General features: G+C 69.8%; 15 protein-coding genes. 7 read left to right on the forward strand and 8 right to left on the reverse strand.

The window, feature by feature from the left end:
* Positions 1-351 precede the first annotated feature (351 nt).
* The 4 genes from CEK66_RS09435 to CEK66_RS09450 all read right to left on the reverse strand — a co-directional run bounded on the left by CEK66_RS09435 (position 352) and on the right by CEK66_RS09450 (position 8,935).
* A complete protein-coding gene (locus CEK66_RS09435; protein ID WP_152236739.1) occupies positions 352-834 on the reverse strand; it encodes a hypothetical protein in 483 nt (160 codons plus the stop codon).
* A gap of 226 nt (positions 835-1,060) precedes the next feature.
* Positions 1,061-2,416 (reverse strand): Gfo/Idh/MocA family oxidoreductase, encoded by a 1,356-nt coding sequence (locus CEK66_RS09440; protein ID WP_152236740.1) that lies wholly within the window; start codon positions 2,414-2,416, stop codon positions 1,061-1,063.
* Between the two features lie 64 nt (positions 2,417-2,480).
* Positions 2,481-5,453: a TonB-dependent receptor gene (locus CEK66_RS09445; RefSeq protein ID WP_152236741.1), complete on the reverse strand. Its 2,973-nt coding sequence runs from the start codon at positions 5,451-5,453 to the stop codon at positions 2,481-2,483.
* A 119-nt stretch (positions 5,454-5,572) separates the two neighbouring features.
* On the reverse strand, positions 5,573-8,935 hold the full coding sequence (locus CEK66_RS09450; RefSeq protein WP_152236742.1) for a TIM-barrel domain-containing protein: 3,363 nt from the start codon (positions 8,933-8,935) through the stop codon (positions 5,573-5,575).
* A 323-nt stretch (positions 8,936-9,258) separates the two neighbouring features.
* On the opposite strand from CEK66_RS09450, the gene CEK66_RS09455 reads away from it, so the two are divergent.
* Genes CEK66_RS09455 through CEK66_RS09475 form a run of 5 tightly spaced genes read left to right on the forward strand, consistent with a single transcriptional unit; the run spans position 9,259 to position 14,625 of the window.
* Entirely contained in the window at positions 9,259-10,413 is a 1,155-nt protein-coding gene (locus tag CEK66_RS09455; protein ID WP_152236743.1) for an SIS domain-containing protein, read from the forward strand.
* The gene (locus CEK66_RS09460; protein WP_152236744.1) at positions 10,406-11,344 is read left to right on the forward strand and encodes an ROK family protein; all 939 of its coding nucleotides are present in this window, start codon (positions 10,406-10,408) and stop codon (positions 11,342-11,344) included. The genes CEK66_RS09455 and CEK66_RS09460 overlap by 8 nt, the downstream gene beginning before the upstream one ends.
* 15 nt (positions 11,345-11,359) lie before the next feature.
* Complete coding sequence (locus tag CEK66_RS09465; protein ID WP_152236745.1) at positions 11,360-12,694, forward strand: D-tagatose-bisphosphate aldolase, class II, non-catalytic subunit; 1,335 nt, start codon at positions 11,360-11,362, stop codon at positions 12,692-12,694.
* A 33-nt stretch (positions 12,695-12,727) separates the two neighbouring features.
* Positions 12,728-13,504: a DeoR family transcriptional regulator gene (locus CEK66_RS09470; RefSeq protein ID WP_026143390.1), complete on the forward strand. Its 777-nt coding sequence runs from the start codon at positions 12,728-12,730 to the stop codon at positions 13,502-13,504.
* Positions 13,501-14,625 (forward strand): amidohydrolase family protein, encoded by a 1,125-nt coding sequence (locus CEK66_RS09475; RefSeq protein ID WP_152236746.1) that lies wholly within the window; start codon positions 13,501-13,503, stop codon positions 14,623-14,625. The genes CEK66_RS09470 and CEK66_RS09475 overlap by 4 nt, the downstream gene beginning before the upstream one ends.
* A 390-nt stretch (positions 14,626-15,015) precedes the next feature.
* Here the strand turns inward: CEK66_RS09475 and CEK66_RS09480 are convergent, their stop codons facing one another.
* The 4 genes from CEK66_RS09480 to CEK66_RS09495 all read right to left on the reverse strand — a co-directional run bounded on the left by CEK66_RS09480 (position 15,016) and on the right by CEK66_RS09495 (position 18,745).
* Positions 15,016-15,540 carry a hypothetical protein gene (locus tag CEK66_RS09480; protein ID WP_017912389.1) on the reverse strand — a complete coding sequence of 175 codons (525 nt, stop codon included), beginning with the start codon at positions 15,538-15,540 and terminating at the stop codon, positions 15,016-15,018.
* A gap of 47 nt (positions 15,541-15,587) precedes the next feature.
* A complete protein-coding gene (locus CEK66_RS09485; RefSeq protein ID WP_017911040.1) occupies positions 15,588-15,881 on the reverse strand; it encodes a LysM peptidoglycan-binding domain-containing protein in 294 nt (97 codons plus the stop codon).
* 371 nt (positions 15,882-16,252) lie between these two features.
* Positions 16,253-17,071: an NADPH-dependent 7-cyano-7-deazaguanine reductase QueF gene (gene queF, locus CEK66_RS09490; RefSeq protein WP_043094508.1), complete on the reverse strand. Its 819-nt coding sequence runs from the start codon at positions 17,069-17,071 to the stop codon at positions 16,253-16,255.
* A 369-nt stretch (positions 17,072-17,440) separates the two neighbouring features.
* Complete coding sequence (locus tag CEK66_RS09495) at positions 17,441-18,745, reverse strand: M20 family metallopeptidase (protein ID WP_152236747.1); 1,305 nt, start codon at positions 18,743-18,745, stop codon at positions 17,441-17,443.
* A 286-nt stretch (positions 18,746-19,031) separates the two neighbouring features.
* Here CEK66_RS09495 and CEK66_RS09500 point away from each other — a divergent pair, with 286 nt between their 5' ends.
* Together CEK66_RS09500 and CEK66_RS09505 are read left to right on the forward strand one after the other, a co-directional pair.
* A complete protein-coding gene (locus CEK66_RS09500) occupies positions 19,032-20,270 on the forward strand; it encodes an efflux RND transporter periplasmic adaptor subunit (protein WP_152236748.1) in 1,239 nt (412 codons plus the stop codon).
* 197 nt (positions 20,271-20,467) lie between these two features.
* Positions 20,468-23,701: an efflux RND transporter permease subunit gene (locus tag CEK66_RS09505; RefSeq protein ID WP_152236749.1), complete on the forward strand. Its 3,234-nt coding sequence runs from the start codon at positions 20,468-20,470 to the stop codon at positions 23,699-23,701.
* The last annotated feature ends 70 nt before the right edge of the window (positions 23,702-23,771 follow it).

Below are 23,771 nucleotides of genomic sequence, written 5' to 3' on the forward strand. Positions count from 1 at the left end.
GCTGCGGGCAAAGCGCGGGGTCCGCCGTCCGCCAGCGCGGTTCATGCGCGCTCCATCACTGGGAGGGCGCTTCAATCCGCGGGGTGCCGATGGACGCCGTGCGTGGATCGACACCTGCGGCTCACGCCGCCGGACGAATGTCGGGAGCGGGCGTGAGCAGTGATGCGGCGCCACCCGTCTCTGCCGAATGACAGCACACCATGCGGCCGGGCTCTCTCTCGCGGCGCCCAAGATCATCTCCGCGATTAAGCGCCGCCTGTGTAGATCGGAGTCGCTCTACAGCTCGACCGCCAACCGGCGTGGCCGCGCTACGCCTTCCTGGGAGTCATCCGCCTACCTGGATAGCCGACCTCAGACGTACCCGAGCCCGCGCCAGTAGTCCAGCGGACGCCTGGCGGGCACGCCCAACGACGCCGCAATCTCGAGAATGCGCGGCACGTCGCGCCGGTAGACCACAAACAGGTGCTGGTCTTCGGTGGTCATATCGTCGATGTCCACCACGTCGTAGCCATCGCCTTCGTCCGTCCATTCGGCAAGGTGGCGATCCAGCCAGGTGAAGTACTCGGTCTGCGTCCCCACGTTCTTGGGAAAGGCAGGGAATGCGTCGCCCATCATCTGGCAGAGCTCGTGGTGGACATCGATCATCTTGTCGCCGTTGGCGGAGTAACGCTCCATCGCCGCGGTGATCGCGACTGCATACGCCTGTTCCTCGCACTCGGTCCACTCCAGCTCCGGCAGGAAGGCTTCGATGTCCCGAACGATCTCGCTTCGTTCGTCGGGTTCGGTGCTGCCGGAAGAAAGAAGCTCGACGAGTTCCAAGAGGGGTGCGTTCATTGCGCTCACTGACGGCTAAAGGATGATCGACGCCCAGCCCAGGCCGGCCATCCACCCAAGGCGAATCGGCCCGACCGCAACACTGGACACGCAGAAAAAAGCGCGCCGGAGCGCACCACGCGCGGCACTATAGCCGCTGGTGTTTGACATGCAAGTGTCCGTGGAGCGAAACACCCGGCCGCCACCCGGCACGGATGCAAGGCGTGGAGTACCGGGGCGACCGCGCTCAGTACGTGCCGTCGAACGCAAAGATCGGCGTGCGCTGGCGCCACGCGCCCGCGGTGAAATCCGGGAATGCGACGGTCTGGAAGCCGCTGGCGATCGACTGTTCGGACAGCGGGGTGATCGCGCTCCAGGTCACGGCGTCGTAGATGTCGATCGGCATCGGTGCCCTCGCCTTCAGTGCTTCGACGAAGGCGTGGATGACGAACCAGTCCATGCCGCCGTGGCCGGCGCCGGCCGCGGTGGCGGCGTAGCGCGTCCACAGCGGGTGTTCGTATTGGTCCTGGTAGGGCTTGAACGCTTCCCATTGGTGCGGCGGGCTGCGGCCTTCGAGGTGGATCGACTGGTTGAGATCCATCCACAGGCCCTTGGTGCCCTGCACGCGGAAGCCCATCGAGTAGGGACGCGGCAGCGAGGTGTCGTGCTGCAGCAGGATGGTCTCGCCGTTGGCGCAGGCCAGGGTGGTGGTGACGACGTCACCCAGCTTGAACGCCACCTTGGTGCTGGGATGGGTGTTGCCGCCGCTCTTGGCCACGGTGTAGTCGTGCAGGCCGCGGGCCTTGCTGGCGAACGCGTTGAGGTGGGTGATGCGGTTGCCGCGGTTGATGCCGGCGTACATCGCGCACGGGCCGATGCCGTGGCTGGGATACAGCTCGCCACTGCGCTGCACCGAATGCGCGGTGCGCCAGCGCGCTTCGCTCCAGCCCTTGGCGCCGAACTCCACGCCGCTGTCGTAGGGCTGGTCCGGGTCGCCGGAGTTGAACTTCACCCCGCGCAGATCGTGCTGGTAGCCGGCTTGCAGATGCACCAGTTCGCCGAACAGGCCCTGCCGCACCATCTGCAGCGCGGCCATCACGTCGCGGCGGTAGCAGACGTTCTCCAGCAGCATGTACGGGGTGCTGGTGGCGAGCTGGGCGTTGAGCACGTCCCAGTGGTCCTGCAGGGTGATGCCGGCCACCACCTCGCAGCCGACCGCCACGCCGGCCTGCATCGCCGCGATCGCCATCGGTGCATGCCACTCCCAGGGCGTGGCCACGATCACGCCATCCAGGCCCTTGTGCGCCAGTACGCGCTTCCATGCATTGGCGTCGCGGTCCTGGCCGTAGGCGGTGGGTGCGGGCTTGCCGGCCTTGGCGACCATGGCCATGGCGCGGCCGAGCATGATCGGCTCGCTATCGCACAGGGCGACCAGTTCCACGTCGTCGCGGCGCAGCAGTTCGGTCAGCAGCACCTGACCGCGCATGCCGGTACCGATCATGGCCAGGCGCAGGGTGCGCTTGCGCGCCCAGGCCGGTGTCTGCGGCAGCAGGCTGCTGGCGGCGATGGCAGCGCCGGCGGCGATGAAGTCGCGTCGTTTCATGATGTGCGGTCTCCTCTGGGATGCGCGCCGGCGTCGGCCGGCACGCATGCTGCTGCAGGTGCGCTCACTTGAAGCGGTAGCCGATGGTCACGCTGTAGCCGCGGCCGAAGATGGTGGCGTAGTCGCTGGAATCGCCCAGGAAGCTGTTCGGATCGTAGAACGGCAGGCGGTCGAACAGGTTCTTGACGGTGAAGCTCAGGTTCCAGGCGTCGTCCGGGCGCCAGGTGACGCTGAGGTTGGCGGTCCACCACGACGGCGCGCCATCGCACTTGCTCGGCTGCAGCTTGAGGTAGCCGGCGGTGCAGGTCTGCGGGTTGTTGTCCTCGGCGTCGATCCGGTCGGTGGCCCACTTGGTGCCGCCGACGTAGTTGACGAACATGCTGGTGGTGACCTGGCGGTAGGTCCAGTCGGCGTTGAGCGTGGCGCGCAGGCGCGGGTTGTTGTAGTAGCCGACCACGTCGCCGTAGTACCAGCCGCTGTCCTGGTCCATGTAGAAGCGGTTGCGGTTGGCGATGGTGGCGGCCAGGCCGATGTTCAGCCCGCCCCACTGGCCGAGCGAGAAGCGGCTGCGCGCGTCGATGTCGAAGCCGTCGACCAGGGTCTTGCCGCGGTTGCGGTACTGGCCGACCACACTGGCGACATTGCCCACGCTGTAGCCCGGCAGCGTGCCCGGGCAGGCCACGCCGCTGGACGGATCGGCGCACATCGCCGCCAACTGCGCGAGATTGGCGCGGTCGCTGTCGGTGATCGGTGAACGGGTCATGGCGGTGATGTCGCCGGCGCGGCGGTAGTCCGGGGCGACGATCTCGTTGTCGCGATAGATGAACCAGTAGTCGGCCGAGACCGACAGCCAGTTGGCCGGCTCGTAGACGAAACCGAGCGTGGCGATCTTGGCCTTCTCCGGCTTCAGGTCCGGGTTCGGCTGGGTCATGCGCGCCACGGTGCGGCTGCAGTCGGCATTGAGCAGGCTCTTGCCCAGGTCCACGTCGCCGCTGCGGCGCGACTGCAGCAGCAGGTTGGCGATGGCATTGGTCTCGCCGCAGCGCACCTCGTCGCGGTAGCCGCCCAGCTGCGCATAGACGCCGCCGCTGCCGGACTCGGCCAGGCTGGGCGCGCGGAAGCCGGTGGAATAGGTGCCGCGCAGCAACAGTTGCTCGAAGGCCTGGTACTTGAAGCCGACCTTGGGCGCGAGGTTGGTACTGAAGTTCGGGTACTTGTCGGCGCGCAACGCGGCGTCGAGTTCCAGCTTGTCGGTGATCGGCGCGACGGTCTCGGCGAACAGCGCATAGGTGTTGCGCTTGCCGTCGAACCAGGAGCCGCCCTGCTGGGTGATCAGGCCGTTGGCCGCGTCCGGGTTGCCGGGGGTGTAGAAGGTCTCGCGGCTGGCGTTGAAGCCGAACGCGGCGCGCATCTCGCCGGCCGGCAACTGGAACAACGGGCCTTCGATCTTGCCGTCGAGGGTGTGCAGGCGCGTCCACGATTCGATGTCGAAGGTGGGGAATGCTTCGCGGATCAGCGCGGCGTTGGCGGCGCTGATCTCGCCGAACCTGTACGCCGGGTGGTCGGAGATGATCACCCGGCCGGTGCCCGGGTCGATGGTGAACGGGCCGAACGCCTTCTCGAAGCCTTTCACGTTGACGTTGACGGTCTGGTAGGTGACCGAGTGGGTACCGGCGGTGGCGAAGGCGGTTTCCCAGTTCCAGTCGCCGAAGCTACCGCGCGCGCCGCCGAGCACGCGGTAGCTCTTGTCGGTGTTGCGCTGGCCGAAGTAGTCGGGGCCGGCGTCCTGCAGCAGGTACTGCAGGCCGACCACGCCGCCCATCATCGCCTTCAGCTGCGGGCTGGCATGGTTGTACTCGTTGTTGGGCCCGAGGAACGGATACAGGAACTGGTTGACGGTGTTGCCGGTGTTGCGCGAGAACCAGCTGGTGGGGTTGCCGGTGGTGGTGTTGAACGCGCGTGGGGTGCCGCCGTTGGCGCGCAGGTCGATGTCGGTGTAGGTGGCCTCGGCGAACAGTTCGGTGCTGGCGCCGACCAGGAAGGTGCCGTTGAGGTAGGCCGTGTTGCGTTCGGACTTGGCGCCGGCGTCGATCTCGTTGTTCAACCAGGTTTCCCACACGCAGCGCGGGCCGGCGGCCTCGCTGGTCAGCACGTTCTGGCAGTCCGGTGCGGCTTCCTGCACGCGGCGCCCGGTGACCGGGTCGAAGGCGAAGTAGCTGCCCGGGTTGAACTGGCCCGGCTTGCTGCCCACGCCCAGGCGCAGGTTGGTCAGGTAGTTGGGATTGTTGACGTAGTACTGCGCCGGGCGCTTGTCGTAGAAGTCGCGCAGCGGGATCGCATCGCGCCGGTACACGTTGACCGCGCCGTAGACGTTGAAGCGGTTCTCGGTGAGGTCGCCGAAGCCGGCGGTGATGCTGGCCTGGTGCTCGCCGTAGGAGTCGATGCGGCTGGAGGTGTCGTTGCTGAAATTGATCTCCGCACCCTGGAAGTTGCGCTTGGTGATCACGTTGATGACGCCGGCCACCGCGTCGGTGCCGTACACCGCCGAGGCGCCGTCGGTGAGCACTTCCATGCGCTCGATCGCCGCGGCCGGGATCGCATCGATGTTGACGAACTGGGTCTGGAAGCCGGCCGGCGCGCCGTAGTACGACAGGCGGCGGCCGTTCAACAGCACCAGCGTGCCCTGCGCGCCGAGGCCGCGCAGATTGGCCTGCGAGGCGCCATCGGAACCGGTGAACAGCGAGCGCGCGTCCTGTTGCGCCGGCCGCGCCGCGGGCAGGTTGTCGAGCACCTGCAGCAGGGTGCGCGCGCCCATCGCCTGGATGTCCTGCTTGCTGATCACCTGCACCGGCGAGGCGGTCTCCACGTCGGTGCGGCGGATGTTGGAGCCGGTGACTTCGACCCGGGCCAGGTCGGTGGCGGCCTGACTGTCCTGTGCGGCGGCGGGTTGCAGGGCGGCGAGCAGGACACCGGCGATGGCCAGGGTCAACGGAGCGAGCGGGCGACAGCGGGGATGGCGGTGACGGGCGGGCAACATCGGGGTTCTCTCCTGGCAGGGTGCGGCGCGAACGCGGAATCGGCGGGCAAAGCGCTCCCGGGCCACGGCCGGGCGGCCGCAGTCGGGAAAGGCGGGGGAGGAGCGGTGTTACGGGGCGGTCATGGGGCGACGAAGCTGGCGGTGTCGCCCTCCTGACCGATCAGCACGGCGTTGGCCCAATTGGCGCAGACCTGGGCAGGCTGCGGACCCTGCGCGCCGAGCGTGCGCAGGCTCAGCGTGGACAGGCCGCGGATGTCCAGTTCCGGCTTGACCACGCCCGGCGCGCTGACCAGACCGCTGTCGTAGAGCAGGCGGCCATCGCCCCAGACCTGGAACTGCAGGCCGCCGGCGCTGCGGCAGGCGTCGTCGATGCCCAGGTCGGCGCGCAGCAGGCGCCAGTCGCCGTGCAGGCGCAGGTCGAGGCGGCTGTCGGCGCCCACGCCCAGGCCGCGGCGGAACTGCAGCCCGTTCATGCGCATGCCGGCATCGCCGCGCAAGGCCTGGTCGGCACGCACGCGACCGGCCAGCGCCGCCGGCAACGCCAGTTCGGACAAGTAACGCTGCTGCGCCGGCCGTTCCGGCGCCGGGTGCTCGAGGATGTGGAAGGTGGACAGCGCGATCGGGCCGACGTCGCGCGGCTGCAGCGCGTCGAAGGCGCGCGGGCGGCGCTGCGCGGCGACGACCATCGGATCGTTGCTGTCGGCGCCGTCGCCCTCGGGGTTCTGCACGCTCAGCACGCGGAAGCGCAGCAGGCGGCCGGCATGCGCGGGGAAGTCGATGCGCTGCATGCCTTCCTGCAGGCGCAGATGGCCGCGCGCCACCGGCTCGCCCCACTCGCCGTTGCTGTCGCCCAGGTAGACCTCGTAGTCGCGCACCTGGCCGTGCTTCCAGTTCTTGTCGTTGCGCGGCGCCAGCTCGATGCCGTCGATCATCTTGCGCTCGCCGAAACCGATCACCCATTCGTGCGCGCCGGTGCGCACGGCCTGGTTGCGCACGCTGCGGAACCAGGTGCCCGGGTCGTCGTCGAAGGCGTTCTCCAGCGGGTGCCCGGGCTCCTCGGCCGGGCGGTTGACCACCAGCAGGCTGTCGGCGGGCAGCGCGCGGCCCAGCTCCGGCGCCGGCGGATAGGCGTCGTCGGCCGCAGCGGCGGCGACCGGGAAGTCCAGCCGCAGTTGCAACGGCTGACGGATGTCCTGCACGGCGGTGCGCACGTGCACGGTGCCGCGGCGCTCCTTGGCGTCGAAGTACCAGCCTTCGCTGGCCTGGGCGAGGGCCGCGGCGTCGGCGAGCGCGGGCAGCGCGCGTTCGCCGACCTGCACCGACCGCGGCGCCTGCCGCGCGAGCACGCGCAAGGCATAGCGGCGCTGCGGCAGCTGTCCGGCGTAACGGCCTTGCACCGGATCGATCCATACCTGCACCGGGCCGCTGCCCTGCGCCGGCGCCTGCATGCGCACCACCTGCGTGCTGGACTCGCCCTGCTGGTAGCGGCGGGTGTTGCCGTCGTCCTCGTACAGCGTGTACTGCGAGGCCCCCTGCGGATACAGGTCGAAGGTCACCTCGTCCAGCGGCTTCTCGCCGTCGTACAGCATCGCCGGGTACATCGGCAGGATCGCGCCGGCACGCACGAACAGCGGCAGCGTGGCCAGGTCGACCTGGCGATCGAGCTGACGGCCATCGGCGCCGGCCTGCACGCGGCGGCCGTCCCAGTAGTCGATCCAGCCGCCGGCCGGCAGATGGATGTCGCGCCGCCAGCCGCGGCTGGCCGCCTGGCTGCGGTATACCGGCGCCACCAGCAGGTCGCGGCCGAGCAGGAACTGGGTCTTGTAGGTCTCGTCCTGTGCGTGCGGATCGCGTGGGTCCTCCCACATCAATCCGCGCACCGGCGGCGCGCCGGTCTGCGCGGCGTCGTGCACCAGGCCGTACATGTACGGGGTCAGGCGCATTTTCAGCTTCAGGTAATCGCGGTTGATGCTGCGGTACGGCTCGTCGTACCACCACGGATGCTTGCGCGCGTTCGACGACCAGCCGCTCATGCCCATCAGCACCGGGGTGAAGGCCTTCCACTGCAGGTCGCGGGTGAAGGTCTCGGCACTGCCGCCGAAGATCGCATCCACGTCGCCGGCGGCGTAGGCCATGCCCGACAGGCCGGAGCCGATCAGGGTCGGCACGTGCCAGCGGATGTAGTCCCAACTGCTGCTCTGGTCGCCGGTCCAGGCCACCGCGTAGCGCTGGATGCCGGCCCAGCCCATCACCGTCCACAGGAACGGGCGCGCATCGGAGTTGGCGAGGATGCCGTCGTAGGCCTGGTGGTTGGCGTCCATCGCGAACTGGTAGCCCTTGCCCGTCCAGGCCACGTCCAGCTTCTGCACGCGGCTGCCGGCCTTGCCGACTTCCCAGGCGATCTTGTCCACGCCGTTCTCGGTCCACAGGCCGGTGCGGAAGCCATAGCGGGCCAGGCCCTGCACGGTCTCCGGCAGCCTGGTGTAGCCGCAGCCGTAGCCGTCGTTGGGCAGGATCCAGCCGCCGGGCATGTCGTGCTCGCGGTATTGCCGCGCCACGCTGTCGACCACGTCCGGGGTGGTGCCGGTGGGGCCGTCGTGCCAGCCGTCGGGCACGGTGCCGGGCTTCTTGGCGTTGTCGCCGTCGTTGTAGCAATCGGCATCGCCGTAGGACAGCGACCAGCGCGCCAGCATGCTCGGGCGGCCGGTCAGCCGGGTATAGCGCTCGATCAGGGCCGGCAGGTCGGCGCCGACGAAGTAGTAGGCGTCGAAGCGGTCTTCGCGGTGCAGCAGCGTGGCCTGGTCGGGCTGGCGCAGGTCGTAGCTGCCGTCGCTCCAGGTATTGCGCAGCATGCCCCAGCCGCGGCTGCTGAGCAGCATCGGCGCCGGGCTCGGGCGATCGCCCTCCTCCCAGCCGCCGGAATACGACACCTCCAGTTCGCGGCCCTTGAACTCGAAGCGCCCGTTCTGCTGGCCGCCGCCGTAATAGGCTTCGTCGGCCTGCGAGGACAGCACCTGCACGCTCTGCGTGGCGTCCAGGTCCAGCGGCTGCAGTTCCTGCCACAGCGCGACGGCGCGGCCCTGTTCCAGCCGCTCCAGGCGCAGTCGCAGCGGTTGCCGCTGCACGTGCAGCACCAGCGCGTCGGTGCGCACGCGCAGCTCCTGCGCATCGTCTTCCAGCTGCGCCTGCACCGCGGCCTTGGGCTGCGGCAGCACGATCGGCGTGGCCTTGTCGCCGGCACCGGTGAGCGTGCCGTGGCGCCCGGCCTGCACGCGCACGATGTCGGCCGCCGGCAGTTCGATGCGCAGGCGCACGCCGCGGTCGGTCTGCAGGTCCCAGCCCTGCACGCCGTCGCGGCTGGTGCCGGCGGCGACCGTGCGCAGGTTGCCGACCGGCTCGGCGACGACGGTGGCCGCCGCCAGCAGCAGGGCCGGCAGCGCGATCGCCGGCAACAGCGGCGAACGACGAACGCGGTTCTCCACACGACCCCCAAACCCGTTTCCCCGGGCGTTTCGAAAGCGTTGCGCCGACTCTAGGCCAGGAATTTGAAAGATGTCAATAAATTGAAAGCAAAAAACAAGATTTATTTTGGCAAAGCGAAAGATATTGCCTCGCATGACTTTGCTTTCAGCTCGGCAGAATCGGCTGATCCGGCTTGCGATAACGGCATCCACTTGCAACTTTCGTTTTAGGGCGGGCCATCCGCAAGCACATTGGGCACAGGTAAATACTTTCTTTTTTCTTTCGATGTTTGACATTTCGAAAGAAAAGCCGGATGGTGCGATGGCCCAACAGGAACCACCGCATGGACCTCCTTCAGCTTTCCGATGCATCCGCCTGGCAGCGCCTGGGCGGGGCCGATACCGCCCGCGAGATCGCCCAGCAGCCGGCGCTGTGGCGGACCCTGGCGCAGGATCTGGCGCAGGCCGGCGACCGCCTGCAGGCCTTCCTCGGCGACCGCCTCGCCGATCCGAACCAGCGCGTGCTGTTCACCGGCGCCGGCAGTTCCGGCTTCATCGCCGAGATGGTGGCCGACGCGATCAATGCGCAGTGGCCGGCCGAGGTGCGCGCGGTGCACACCACCAGCCTGCTGACCCATCCGGCGCTGTACCTGCAGCGCGCGCGGGCGACCCTGCTGGTGTCGTTCGGGCGCAGCGGCTCCAGCCCGGAAAGCGTGGCCGCGGTGGAGCGCGTGCGCAGCGACGTGGACGACGCGCGCTTCCTCGACATCACCTGCAACGCCGACGGCGAACTGGCCCGCCGCGGCGCCGGCCGCGCCGACACCTGCACCCTGCTGATGCCGCCGGCCAGCTGCGACCGCGCCTTCGCCATGACTAGCAGCCTGACCTGCATGCTGCTGGCGGCGCTGAGCGTGTTCGAGCGTGCGCCGTGGGAAACGCGCAGCGCGCGCCTGCAGCGGCTGGCCGAACTGGCCGACCGCGGCCTGACGCAATGGGATGGCGCGGTGGCGGCGCTGGCGCAGCGCCCGTTCGCACGGGTGATCTATCTCGGCAGCGGCCCGCTGGAAGCGCTGGCGCGCGAGGCCGCGCTGAAGGTGCTGGAACTCACCGCCGGCCGCGTGCTGGCGCTGGCCAACACGCCGCTGGGCTTCCGCCACGGCCCCAAGTCCACGCTCGACCGCAGCACCCTGGTGGTGATGCTGCGCAGCGTGCAGCCGCTGGCGCGCCGCTACGAGCAGGACCTGCTCGACGAACTGCGTCGCGATGGCGTGGCCGGCCAGGTGCTGGCGATCGGCCCGCATGCGGACATCGGGGCCGGCGACGACCACACGCTCGCCGTCGCCGGCCTGGACGATCCGTGGCTGGCGCCGCTGTGGCTGGGCTTCGCGCAACTGTTCGCGCTGCAGCGCTCGGCCGCGCTCGGCCTGACCCCGGACAATCCGTTCCCCGACGGCACCGTCAACCGCGTGGTCCAGGGCGTCACCATCCACCATGGCTGAGACCGGCGCGCCCACCTGCTACGGCCTCGACGTCGGCGGCACCAAGATCGAGCTGGTGGCCTGCGACGCCGCGCTGCAGGTGCTGTGGCGGCGCCGCGTGGCCACGCCGCAGGGCGATTACGCCGGCTTCCTGCAGGCGGTGGTGGCGCTGGTGGCCGCGGCCGATGCCGCGCTCGGCCACCACGACAGCCCGCTCGGCATCGCCCTGCCCGGTGTACGCGACCGCCGCAACGGCCGCCAGTTGAGCGCGAACGTGCCGGCGCTGACCGGCCAGTGCGTGGCGCATGACCTGCAGGCGCGGCTGCCGCGTCCGCTGCGCATCGGCAACGACCTGCAATGTTTCGCACTGTCCGAGGCGCACGGCGGTGCCGCCGACGGCTACCCCAGCATGTTCGGCGCCATCCTCGGCACCGGCGCCGGCGGCGGCTTCTGCGTGCAAGGCCGCCTGCTCGCGGGCTGCAACGGTATCGCCGGCGAATGGGGCCACTGGAGCGTGCCCGGGCACCTGCTGCAGCGCCATCGCCTGCCGCTGCTGGACTGCGGCTGCGGCCTGCAGGGCTGCGTGGAGCGCTACGTGTCCGGCAGCGGCGTGGCGGCGATCGCGCGCCATCTCGGCAGCGACGCCGCCGACGCCAGCGCGGTGATCGCCCTGGCCGAGGCCGGCGATGCGCGCGCGCATCAGGCGCTGGACATCCACCGCGACCTGCTCGGCCACAGCCTGGCCGCCGTGGTGCTGGCACTGGACCCGCACGTGATCGTGCTCGGCGGCGGGCTGTCGCAATACCCGCCGCTGTACCGGCAACTGCCCGACGCCATCGCCGCGCACCTGTTCGCCGGCGTGCAGGTGCCGCCGATCGTGCCGCCGCGCTTCGGCGATGCCGGCGGCGCCCGCGGTGCCGCGCTGCTGGCCTGCCATCCCGCTTATTCCTGATCCGCCGGAGTGTCCATGTCGCCCTTGCAGACCCTGCTCGCCTCCCACCGCGCCGGCGCCAACGTCGGCCTGTACAGCGTCTGCTGCAGCAACGAACAGGTGCTGCGCGCGGCGATGCAGGTCGCGCTGGCCCACGACACGCTGCTGCTGGTGGAGGCCACCTCCAACCAGGTCGACCAGTTCGGCGGCTACACCGGCATGACCCCGGCGCAATACCGCGACTACGTCGGCGCACTGGCCGACACGGAAGGCTTCCCGCGCGCGCGGCTGATCCTGGGCGGCGATCACCTGGGCCCGAACGCCTGGCAGAAGGGGCCGGCCGCCGAGGCCATGGCGCATGCGCGCGTGCTGATCGAACAGTACGTCGCCGCGGGCTTCCACAAGATCCACCTGGACTGCAGCATGGCCTGCGCCGACGACCCGGTGCCGCTGCCCGATGCCATCGTCGCCGCGCGGTCGGCCGAACTGGCCGAGATCGCCGAGCGCACCGCCGCCGCACATGGACTGCCGCCACCGGTGTACGTGATCGGCACCGAGGTGCCGATTCCCGGCGGCGAAGCCTCGCTGGCCGGCGGCCTGCAGGTGACCACGCCGGCCGCGGCCGCGCAGACCCTGGCCATCCACCGGCAGGCCTTCGACACGCCGTCGCTGCGCGCGGCGTGGCAGCGGGTGATCGCGCTGGTGGTGCAGCCGGGCGTGGATTTCGACCACAGTAGCGTGCACGACTACGACCCGGCCGCCGCCGCCGCGCTGGCCGATTTCCTCGAGCAGCAGCCGCGCATCGTGTTCGAGGCGCATTCCACCGATTACCAGCGCGAGGACGCGCTGCACGCGCTGGTGCGCGACCACTTCGCCATCCTCAAGGTCGGCCCGGCCGCCACCTTCGCCTACCGCGAAGCGCTGTGCGCGCTGGCCGCGATCGAAGCCGAACTGCTGCCGGCGGCACAGTGCTCGCAACTGCCGCAGGTGCTGGACGCGGCGATGCAGGCGCAACCCGGATATTGGCAGTCCTACTATCCGGGCGACGCCGCCGCGCAACGCCTGCTGCGCCGCCATTCCTTCAGCGACCGCTGCCGCTACTACTGGGGCGCGCCGGCGGTGCGCGCAGCGGTGGACACCTTGTTCGCCAACCTGGAACGGCATGCGCCGCCGCTGGTGCTGCTCAGCCAGTTCCTGCCCGAGCAGTACCGCGCGGTGCGCGCAGGCCAGCTCGCCACTACCCCGGCGGCGCTGATCCAGCACCGCATCGGCCTGTGCCTGGGCGAATACGCCCGCGCCTGCAGCGCCAACCGCGCCGGCGCGCGCCGGCCACACGCCGAAGCGGCTGCCGGCGTCGCGGCGAACGGCTAATCTTCCCGGTCGCCCGCGAATCCGAGAATGGCCATGCGCAACACCCGCTCCCGCCGCCAGCAGATCCTGCAGTCGCTGCTCGAACATGGCACGGTGCAGGTTGCCGATCTGGTGGAACGCTTCGACGTGTCGGCGGTGACCATTCGCGCCGATCTCAACCATTTCGAGGCGCAGGGCCTGGCCACCCGCACCCACGGCGGCGCCACGCTGGTGCGCACGCCGCCGCAGGAGCAGGACATCCACGAAAAGGACGCGCTGAACCTGCCGCTGAAAGAATCGATCGGCGCCTGTGCCGCGCGCATGGTGCAGCCCGGCGCCAACATCATCATCGACTCCGGTTCGACCACGATGACCCTGGCCCGGCACCTGCGCGCGCACCGCGACGTCACGGTGATGACCAACGGCCTCAACATCGCCTGGGAACTGGCCAACGCGCCGGGCATCAACGTGCTGCTCACCGGCGGCCAGCTGCGCCAGCAGTCGCTGTCGCTGCAGGGCAGCCAGGCCGAGGCCAGCCTCAACGCCTACGGTTTCGACACGCTGTTCCTGGGCGTGGACGGCCTGGACCTGCAGTTCGGCCTGACCACTCACGACGAGGCCGAAGCGCGACTCAACCACCGCATGGTCGAGCGCGCGCGGCGCATCGTGGTGCTGACCGACGCCTCCAAGTTCGGCCGGGTCAGCCTGCACCGCATCGCCCGCCTGGACCAGATCCACGCCATCATCACCGACGCAGGCATCGACGAGGCCACCCGCGAGGGGCTGCAGCGGTTGGGCATCGAAGTGATCGTCGCCGAGCCCGCGCCATGACCGACACCAATTCCCTGCACGGCCGCCTGCTCACCCCGCTGGGCTGGCGCCGCGGCCACGTCCACTTCGACACCCACGTGCGCCGGCTGCAGGTGGACGACCACAGTGGCGGCGACGATCCGCAGCTGCCGCTGATCCTGCCGGGCTTCGTCGACCTGCACGTGCACGGCGCCGCCGGCGTGGACCTGATGCAGGGCGGCGACGCGGCGCGGCGCATCGCCCGCGCCCACCTGCGCTTCGGTACCACCACCCTGCTGGCGACCACCATGACCGCCGGCGTCGAGGAGATCGCGCACGCACTGCGCGGCGTCGCCGCGACCATGGCCGCGCCCGATGCCGACGCGGCCTGCATCGCCGGCGTGCACCTGGAAGGCCCCTTCATCAGCCCGCAGCGGCTGGGCGCGCAGCCCGACCGCACGATCGAGGCCAGCCTCGCCCTGGTCCAGCAGTGGCAGGCGCTGGCGCCGATCCGGGTGCTGACCCTGGCGCCGGAGATCGGCGCGCACACCGCGCTGATTCCGGCGCTGACCGCACTGGGCATCCGCGTGCAGCTCGGCCACAGCGCCGGCAGCTACGAGGACGGCGTGGCGGCGCTGCAGGCCGGCGCGGCCGGCTTCACCCACCTGTTCAACGGCATGACCGGCGTGGACCACTATCGCCCCGGCATCGCCGCCGCGGCGCTGGCGCATGCGCAGTACGCCGAACTGATTCCCGACCTGCAGCATGTGCATCCCGGCGTGATTCGCCTTGCCACGCGCGCGATCCCGCGCCTGTACGCGGTGACCGACGCCACCGCCGCCACCGGCATGCCCGACGGCGAATACGCACTGGGCGAGCAGCGCGTGCACAAGTGCGGCGGCTGCGTGCGCCTGGCCAGCGGCTCGCTGGCCGGCAGCGCACTGACCATGGACCAGGCGTTGCGCAACCTGGTGCAGGCGGGCCTGGAGCTGGCCGACGCCGCACAGCGCGTGTCCACCTTCCCGGCCGACTACCTGAGCCTCGGCGACCGCGGCCGCATCGCCCCCGACGCCCGCGCCGACCTGGTGGTGCTGGACAGCGACCTGCGCCTGCGCCAGGTGGTGGTGGGTGGGCGCATGCTGGATCTGCACGCGCATCACTGATCGCCGTGCGCGGCTGCGCGGTGCTGGCCAGCGGTGGTGCGCGCAGACGCCGCCGAGTGGACGGCAAGGCATCGTCCAGGACGTGCGTCGGGATGGAAGAGCGCCGCTGATCCCCCGGATGCAACTTGCGCCTCCGTGGCAGGAGCGGCGTCAGCCGCGACGGGTGCACCCGCTAAGGCCGGTCGCGGCCGAAGCCGCTCCTATGACGGGTTTCCGGGCGATGGGAGTGTCCTGAAGTCCCCACACACCTTCTTCCTCCAGCGCATCGGCAGTGCTGTCGGAGCATCGAGCCACGCATAAAAAAGGCGCAGCCTCGCGGCTGCGCCAGCGTGTCGCACGTGCCGGGAGAGAGGCGGCGCGTGCGACCCGTGACCGGGCCTCAGCCCTGGATCACTTCACCTCGAACGTCTGCGGCGTGCCCGCCGCCTGACCGTTCACGGTGACCTCGGCCTTGTACTGGCCGGCCGGCCAGCCCTTGGGATTGGTGAACTCGAAGTTGGTGGTGTCGGCACCGCTGGTATTGAGCGTCTCGGTGCGCTCGCCGGCGGTCTGGCCGTCCTGGAACACCAGCTTGGCGCCGACGTTGGCGTTGGTCGCCGAGCCCTCGGTCTTCACCGAAACGATGATCTTGTCCTTGCTGGCGAGCGTGGTCATCGGCGCGACGGACTTGTCCGCCGCGGCCGTGTTGCCGACAGCGACGGCGGCCACGTTCACCGCATTGGCGCCTGCGGCGGCCGGCGCCGGCTGCTCCGCCGGGGCTGCGGCCGGACCCGGCATCTGCTCGGTCGGCGCGGATGAGGTGGGATCGGGCGACACGGTCTGTTGCTGCTCCTGCTTCTTGCAGCCGGCCAGCGCCAACGCGCCGACCAGGGCGATCATCAGGGGCGAAAATGCGGAGATCGAGCGGGTCTTCATCGGTGGGGACTCCTGTCGGAATAACGAAAGGGGGTGGTGGCGACGCCTCAGGCGCCGGCGGGCAGCTTGAGGGTCTGGCCGGGATAGATCTTGTCGGGGTCGGCCAGCACGTCGCGGTTGGCCTCGAAGATGCGCGTCCAGGCGTTGCCATCGCCGTAATGCAGCTTGGCGATCTTGGATAACGAATCGCCAGGCTTGACCACGTACACCTGCTGCACCTGCTCGGCGGTGCTGTCGACCTTGCTCTGCACGGCGGAAAAATCCGCTTTCTGTACGACGTCGGCGGTGGTGTCCACCTTGGCGGTGACCGCCGAGAAATCGGCGCGCTTGTCGCTGTTCATCGCGTGGCTTCCTGCGTGATGGGACGCTGCCACGGTGTCACAGGATTTGTTAAAAAAGGATCGCGCGACCGTGAACCGCGCGGCTGCGGTTCAGGCGCGCCGCGCGTATGCCAACGCGGCGAAATGTGTCGCTCGCATGCTCGGGACCGTGCATGCCGGCAGAACCGCGAACACACGCCACCATCGCCATGTGGGCGCATCGTCCAGGCGACGACTGCGCGAACCACGGTCTGCCGCAGAGAAGCTGACGACAGCGCTCCCCGCAGGGCGCTTCTTGTGGGAGGGACTTCAGTCCCGACTGCAGCACGCTCGGCCGCGTCGATGAAATCGCGCGTCGCGGCCGATGGCGCAATCGCGGTGTCAGCGCCGCTCTACTGACGCAGATCGCGCAGGAAGCTCAGCGGCTCGGCCACGTCCGCGGTGGCGCGCCAGGGATTGATGTCCAGCCCGCCGCGGCGGGTGTAGCGCGCCTCCACCTGCAGCGACTGCGGCCGGCAGCGGGTCATCAGGTCGTGGAAGATGCGCTCCACGCACTGCTCGTGGAAGCCGGCGTGCTCGCGGAAACTGATCAGGTAGCGCAGCAGGCCTTCGCGGTCGATGCGGCCGCCGCGATAGCGCACATGCAGCGAGGCCCAGTCCGGCTGGCCGGTGACCGGGCAGTTGGACTTGAGCAATTCGCTGGTGAGGGTTTCCTCGACCACATCGCCGTCGGCAGCGGACAGGAAGTCCGGACGCGGCGGACCGTAGCAGTCGATGGCGATGTCCAACGCATCGAGCGACTCGCCCTCGCCCAGCGTGTCCATCGGCGGCAGGCCGAACTCCATCGCCACGTCGGCACCGGCGCGCGCCGACAGGTCGGTGACGATGCAACTGCGCAGCGCTTCAGCGCTGTTGAAGCGCATCGCGTTGAGCGAGTTGAGATAGAGCTTGAGCGATTTGGATTCGATCAGGTTGGGCGAGGCGCACGGCACGTGCAGGGTCGCGGTGGCGACACAGGGCTTGCCCTGCGCATCGAGCCAGCTCAGTTCGTAGGCGTGCCAGCGGTCCACGCCGAAGAACGGCAGCGCCGCGGGGTCGAGACCGATCTCGGTGCGCGCCGCAGCGCGCGGGATGGGAAACAGCAGCGCGGGATCGTACTGCGACGGGTAGGCGACCTCGCGGCCGAGACTGGAATCCTGGGGGGTGTTCATGCCGTGCAGTGTAGCGGGCGCGTTCTGGCTGGGAGGTGTATGGGGCGGGGATTCGGGAGTGGCGGAAGCAAAAACGGGGCTTGCTTGCATCGACGCGCCTGCGTCGATGCGAGGCGTCGCGCGTCGCGGCCGAAGCCGCTCCCACAGGGGCTTGCGGCAAGCCCGATAGGTGCACAGTGGGAGGGACTTCAGTCCCGACGCATTGCGCCATCGGAAAGCACACGAGTTTGCGCTTCCCGGCTGCATGGCAGTTGACTCCCACAGGGGCGATCGGGGCTCCTACGGATATCCATCGGGGCCGGACCCATGACGATTCCGCCTAAGCCGCCGCACCCACGCGCTTGCGAATCCCCAATCCCGACTCCCCAATCACTGCTTCAAGTAATCCAACGTCACCTGCAGCATGGCGCGCAGACCGACGTCCAAGGCGGTCTCGTCGAGCAGGAACTGCGGCGAGTGGTTGCTGGGCGCAGTCGCCGGGTCGATGCCGGGGCCGGTGGCGCCGACGAAGAAGAACATCGACGGCACCTGCTGCGCGTAGAACGAGAAATCCTCCGCGCCCATCTGCAGCGGCGGTTCGTAGACGTTGCCGGCGCCGACCACCGCTTGCAGGCTGGGCAGCATGCGCGCAGTCAGCGCCGGGTCGTTGACCGTGGCCGGGTTGCCGTCCTGGTCGGGCACGTGCGCTTCGGCCTTGGCGCCGTGCGCGGCGGCGGTGTGCTCGGCCACGGTCCTGAGGTCGGCGAAGATCTGCTGGCGCATGCCCTCGTCGAAGGTGCGGATGGTGCCGACCATCTCCACGTCGTCGGGGATGATGTTGTAGCGGATGCCGCCCTTGATCGCGCCGAAGCTGAGCACCGCCGGCTGTCTGGACAGGTTGGCGCGGCGACTGATCACCGTCTGCGCCGCGCCGATCAGGTCGGCGCTGGCCACGATCGGGTCGATGCCGTTCCACGGCGCCGAGCCGTGGGTCTGGCGGCCGATCACCTTGATGCTGAAACGGTCCGAGGCGGCCATCAGCGGGCCGCCGCGCACCGCGATCTTGCCGGCCTGGACGCTGGAGAACACGTGCAGGCCGAACATCGCCTGCGGCTTGAAGTCGCGGAACAGGCCTTCCTTGAGCATCAGCGAGGCGCCGCCCTCCTCGTTGCCCGGGGCGCCCTCCTCCGACGGCTGGAACACCAGCATGACCTCGCCCGGCAGTTGCGCGCGCATCGCCACCAGCGCCTCGGCGACGCCGAGCAGGATCGCGGTGTGCGCGTCGTGGCCACAGGCGTGCATCACCCCCACGGTCTCGCCGCGGTACTCGCTGGTGGCCTTGGAGGCGAACGGCAGGCCGGTCTGCTCGGTCACCGGCAACGCGTCCATGTCCGCGCGCAGGGCGATCTTCTGCCCCGGCAGCGCGCCTTTGACGATCGCCACCACGCCGTGGTGGGCGATGCCGGTCTGCGGCTTCAGGCCCAGCGCGCGCAACCGCTCGGCGACCTTGGCGGCGGTGCGCTCCTCGCGGTTGGACAGCTCCGGGTGCTGGTGGAAGTCGCGCCGCCACTCCACCACCTTGGCCTGCAGCCTGGCCGCGGCGGCCGTCACCTCCGGGCGCTCGGCGCTCTGCGCCCAGGCCAGGGCGGGGACGGCGAACAGCATCGCGGACAGCAGGCGGGACAGGCGCGGCATGGCAAGGCTCCAGATCGGGACGCAACGGGCGTTCAGTCACTGTAGTGCATCGGCTGCCGGCGAGGGGCGGCCACGGATCCCGCTGCGGACAAAAAACCCTTGCGAATCCGTGTCAACCGATGCGCCGCCTGCGCGTTGCGAGAGCGGACGACCGGCCTTGCCCGCCCGCAGGGTCTGTCCCTTCAGTCATGGTCCAATCGCAACGCGCCGGCGATATGCTTTCTCGCTCGTCACCAGCCACTGCGGGAGGGCCCTCCACCCCGCCTCGCCACAGGAGTTTCCCCGGATGTCGCGTTTCTGGAAGATTGCGCTGCTGATCCTCGCAGCGGTGGCCGTGGTGGTGGTGGGCATGCGCGTCATGCGCGGCGGACATCACAAGGGCGGCGGCCCCGGTGACGGCATGGGCGACGACAGCGACAACACGCCGGTCCCGGTGACGGTCGTCGCCGCCACCCACCAGGCGGTGCCGATCTACGCCACCGCCACCGGCACGGTGACCGCGCTGAGCACCGTCACCGTCAGCCCGCAGGTCGGCGGCCAGCTGATGAGCCTGAACTTCCGCGAAGGCAAGGAAGTGAAGAAGGGCGAGCTGCTGGCGCAGATCGACCCGCGCTCGCTGCAGGCCAGCTACGACCAGGCCGCGGCGAGCAAGCGCCAGAACCAGGCGCTGCTGGCCACCGCGCGTTCCACCTTCCAGCGCTCCGACTCGCCGGCCTACCGCCAGTACGTGGCCAAGACCGACCTGGACACCCAGCGCAACCAGGTGGCGCAGTACGAAGCGGCGGTCGCCGCCAACGACGCGCAGATGCGTGCGGCGCAGGTGCAGCTGCAGTACACCCGCATCCTCGCCCCCAGCGACGGCATCGCCGGCATCCGCGGCGTGGACGTGGGCAACATCGTCAGCACCAGCAGCACCATCGTCACCATCACCCAGGTGCACCCGATCTACGTGACCTTCAACCTGCCGGAGATCCAGCTGCAGGACGTGCGCCAGGCGCAGGCGGCGGCGCCGCTGCCGGTGACCGCGCTGGACCGCACCGATGCGCATCCGATCGCCAGCGACGGCCAGGTCGACGTGATCGACAACCAGATCAGCGCCGACACCGGCACCTTCAAGGTCCGCGCGGTGTTCCCGAACGACGACCGCGCGCTGTGGCCGGGCCAGTTCGTCAACGTGCGCCTGACCCTGCGCACCGTGGCCGACGGCGTGGTGGTGCCGACCCAGGCGGTGCAGCGCGGCCCCAACGGCGACTACGTGTACGTGGTGCAGGCCGACAACACGGTCAAGATGCAGACGGTGAAGCAGGGCGCGGAAGTGGGCGACAGCCACGTGCAGCTGACCGAAGGCCTGAAGGCCGGAGAGCGGGTGGTCACCGAAGGCCAGTTCCGGCTCAAGCCCGGCACCAAGGTGAACGCGCTGAAGCCGGGCGAAGCGCCGCCGGAGCCGACCGAGGCCGAACTGAAGGCGGCCGAGGGCAAGCAGCAGCAGCGCGGCGGCGGACGCCGCGGCGGCGGGCCGCGCTGAGCGTGCCGCGCACGCGGCGCGCGGCGGCAACGGCCCTGCCGCGCCTGCGTGGCGGGCGTCGGCCGGATCGCGCGCAGGCGGCGGCGTTCCCGCCCCACGTCGCGATCGCGGCACGGGGCCACGGCCCCCGCTGATTCCGCCGTCTTTCCCGGCGCCGGCCTGGCCGCGCCGGACTCTCACCAGCAAGGATCTTCCCCGTGGGCTTTTCGACGATCTTCATCCGCCGCCCGATCGCCACCACCTTGCTGATGGCAGGCGTGCTGTTGCTCGGCATCCTCGGCTACCGGCAGTTGCCGGTGTCGGCGCTGCCGGAAATCGACGCGCCCAGCCTGGTGGTGACCACGCAATATCCCGGCGCCAACGCCAGCACCATGGCCTCGCTGGTGACCACGCCGCTGGAGCGCCAGCTCGGGCAGATCTCCGGGCTGCAGATGATGACCTCCGACTCGTCGGCCGGCCTGTCCACGATCGTGCTGCAGTTCGCGATGGACCGCGACATCGACATCGCCGCGCAGGACGTGCAGGCGGCGATCCGCCAGTCCACCCTGCCCTCCTCGCTGCCCTACCAGCCGGTCTACAACCGGGTGAACCCGGCCGACGCGGCGATCCTCACCCTCAAGCTCAGCTCCGACACGCTGCCGCTGCGCGAGGTCAACAACTACGCCGACTCGATCCTGGCCCAGCGCCTGTCGCAGGTGCCGGGCGTGGGCCTGGTGTCGATCGCCGGCAACGTGCGCCCGGCGGTGCGCATCCAGGTCAATCCGGCGCAGCTGTCGAACATGGGCCTGACCCTGGAGGCGCTGCGCAGCGCGCTGACCCAGACCAACGTCAACGCGCCGAAGGGCTCGCTCAACGGCAAGACCCAGTCCTACAGCATCGGCACCAACGACCAGCTGTCCAGCGCCGCCGAGTACCGCGACACCGTGATCAGCTACCGCAACGGCGCGCCGGTGCGGCTGTCGGACGTGGCCAAGGTGGTGGACGGGGTGGAGAACGACCAGCTCGCCGCCTGGGCCGACGGCAAGCCGGCGGTGCTGCTGGAAGTGCGCCGCCAGCCCGGCGCCAACATCGTGCAGACGGTGGAGCAGATCCGCGCGATCCTGCCGCAGTTGCAGGGCGTGCTGCCGGCCGGCGTGCACCTGGACGTGTTCTCCGACCGCACCGAGACCATCCGCGCCTCGGTGCACGAGGTCAAGTTCACCCTGATCCTGACCATCGGCCTGGTGGTGGCGGTGATCTTCGTGTTCCTGCGCCGGCTGTGGGCCACCGTGATCCCGTCGGTGGCGGTGCCGCTGTCGCTGGCCGGCACCTTCGCGGTGATGGCCTTCGCCGGCATGTCGCTGGACAACCTGTCGCTGATGGCGCTGGTGGTGGCCACCGGCTTCGTGGTCGACGATGCGATCGTGATGATCGAGAACATCGTGCGCTACATCGAACAGGGCAAGAGCGGCCGCGAGGCCGCGGAGATCGGCGCGCGCCAGATCGGCTTCACCGTGCTGTCGCTGACCGTGTCGCTGGTGGCGGTGTTCCTGCCGCTGATCCTGATGCCCGGCGTCACCGGCCGCCTGTTCCACGAGTTCGCCTGGGTGCTGAGCATCGCCGTGGTGATCTCGATGCTGGTGTCGCTGACGCTGACGCCGATGATGTGCGCCTACCTGCTCAAGCCCGACGCCCTGCCCGAGGGCGAGGACGCGCACGAGCGCACCGCGGCGGCCGGCAAGACCACGCTGTGGTCGCGCACCGTGGGCGTGTACGAGCGCAGCCTGGACTGGGTGCTGGGCCACCAGAAGCTGACCCTGCTGGTGGCGCTGGCGACGATGGTGCTGACCGTGCTGCTTTATGTGGTGATCCCCAAGGGCCTGCTTCCCGAGCAGGACACCGGGCTGATCACCGGCGTGGTCCAGGCCGACCAGAACGTGGCGTTCCCGCAGATGGAGCAGCGCACCCAGGCGGTGGCCGAGGCGCTGCGGCGCGACCCGGCGGTGACCGGCGTGGCCGCCTTCATCGGCGCCGGCTCGATGAACCCCACCCTCAACCAGGGCCAGCTCAGCATCGTGCTGAAGCCGCGCAGCGACCGCGACAGCCTGGAAGACCTGCTGCCGCGGCTGCAGAAGGCGGTGGCCGGGCTGCCCGGCGTCGCCCTGTACCTGAAGCCGGTGCAGGACGTGACCCTGGACACCCGCGTGGCCGCCACCGAATACCAGTACTCGCTCTCGGACGTGGACAGCGCCGAGCTGGCGATCCAGGCCACGCGCCTGACCGAGGCGCTGCGCAAGCGCCCGGAACTGGCCGACGTGGACAACAACCTGGCCAACCAGGGCCTTGCGCTGGAACTGCACGTGGACCGCGAGAAGGCCAGCACCCTCGGCGTGCCGATGCAGACCATCGACGACACGCTGTACGATGCGTTCGGCCAGCGCCAGATCTCCACCATCTTCACCCAGCTCAACCAGTACCGCGTGGTGCTGGAAGTGGCGCCGGAGTTCCGCACCAGCACCGCGCTGCTCAACCAGCTGGCGGTGGCCAGCAACGGCAGCGGCGCGCTGACCGCCAGCAATGCCACCAGCTTCGGCCAGACCACCTCCAGCAACTCCTCCACCGCCACCGGCATCGGCGCGCAGAACACCGGCATCACCGTCGGCAGCGGCGGCACCGTGCCGCTGGCGGCGGTGGCCGAGGCCAAGCAGTCGACCACGCCGCTGGTGGTCAGCCACCAGCAGCAGCTGCCGGCGGTGACCGTGTCTTTCAACCTGGCGCAGGGCTACTCGCTGTCGCAGGCGGTGGCGGCGATCGAGGAAACCCGCGCGCAGCTGCAGCTGCCGCCGCAGCTGCATGCCGAGTTCATCGGCAAGGCCGCCGAATTCACCGGCAGCCAGACCGACGTGGTGTGGCTGCTGCTGGCCTCGGTGGTGCTGATCTACATCGTGCTGGGCGTGCTCTACGAGAGCTACATCCACCCGCTGACGATCATCTCCACGCTGCCGCCGGCCGGCGTCGGCGCGCTGCTGGCGCTGATGCTGTGCGGACTGAGCCTGTCGGTGGACGGCATCGTCGGCATCGTGCTGCTCATCGGTATCGTCAAGAAGAACGCGATCATGATGATCGACTTCGCGATCGACGCACGCCGCGAGGGCGCCAACGCCCACGACGCGATCCGCCGCGCCTGCCTGCTGCGCTTCCGCCCGATCATGATGACCACCGCCGCGGCGATGCTCGGCGCGCTGCCGCTGGCGCTGGGCGACGGCATCGGCTCGGAACTGCGCCGCCCGCTCGGCATCTCCATCGTCGGCGGCCTGCTGCTGTCGCAGCTGGTCACCCTGTACACCACCCCGGTGATCTACCTGTACATGGAACGCGCCTCCGAGCGCGTGCGTCGCTGGCGCGAGCGGCGTGCGGCGCGGCAGGCGACGGCGGCGGAGGGAAGGGCGTGAGGGGCCGGGAATCGGGAATCGGGAATCGGGAATCGGAAAGCGCCGAGTCCGCGCGCTGCCGACTCGTTCA

This window comes from Xanthomonas sp. LMG 12460 (assembly GCF_009192895.1).
In the GTDB taxonomy this organism is placed as follows: Bacteria; Pseudomonadota; Gammaproteobacteria; order Xanthomonadales; family Xanthomonadaceae; genus Xanthomonas_A; species Xanthomonas_A sontii.

Coding starts and splice junctions, on each gene's coding strand:
- CEK66_RS09435 (WP_152236739.1), bottom strand. CDS start 834: ATGAACGCACCCCTCTTGGAACTCGTCGAGCTTCTTTCTTCCGGCAGC.
- CEK66_RS09440 (WP_152236740.1), bottom strand. CDS start 2,416: ATGAAACGACGCGACTTCATCGCCGCCGGCGCTGCCATCGCCGCCAGC.
- CEK66_RS09445 (WP_152236741.1), bottom strand. CDS start 5,453: ATGTTGCCCGCCCGTCACCGCCATCCCCGCTGTCGCCCGCTCGCTCCG.
- CEK66_RS09455 (WP_152236743.1), top strand. CDS start 9,259: ATGGACCTCCTTCAGCTTTCCGATGCATCCGCCTGGCAGCGCCTGGGC.
- CEK66_RS09460 (WP_152236744.1), top strand. CDS start 10,406: ATGGCTGAGACCGGCGCGCCCACCTGCTACGGCCTCGACGTCGGCGGC.
- CEK66_RS09465 (WP_152236745.1), top strand. CDS start 11,360: ATGTCGCCCTTGCAGACCCTGCTCGCCTCCCACCGCGCCGGCGCCAAC.
- CEK66_RS09470 (WP_026143390.1), top strand. CDS start 12,728: ATGCGCAACACCCGCTCCCGCCGCCAGCAGATCCTGCAGTCGCTGCTC.
- CEK66_RS09475 (WP_152236746.1), top strand. CDS start 13,501: ATGACCGACACCAATTCCCTGCACGGCCGCCTGCTCACCCCGCTGGGC.
- CEK66_RS09480 (WP_017912389.1), bottom strand. CDS start 15,540: ATGAAGACCCGCTCGATCTCCGCATTTTCGCCCCTGATGATCGCCCTG.
- CEK66_RS09485 (WP_017911040.1), bottom strand. CDS start 15,881: ATGAACAGCGACAAGCGCGCCGATTTCTCGGCGGTCACCGCCAAGGTG.
- queF (WP_043094508.1), bottom strand. CDS start 17,071: ATGAACACCCCCCAGGATTCCAGTCTCGGCCGCGAGGTCGCCTACCCG.
- CEK66_RS09495 (WP_152236747.1), bottom strand. CDS start 18,745: ATGCCGCGCCTGTCCCGCCTGCTGTCCGCGATGCTGTTCGCCGTCCCC.
- CEK66_RS09500 (WP_152236748.1), top strand. CDS start 19,032: ATGTCGCGTTTCTGGAAGATTGCGCTGCTGATCCTCGCAGCGGTGGCC.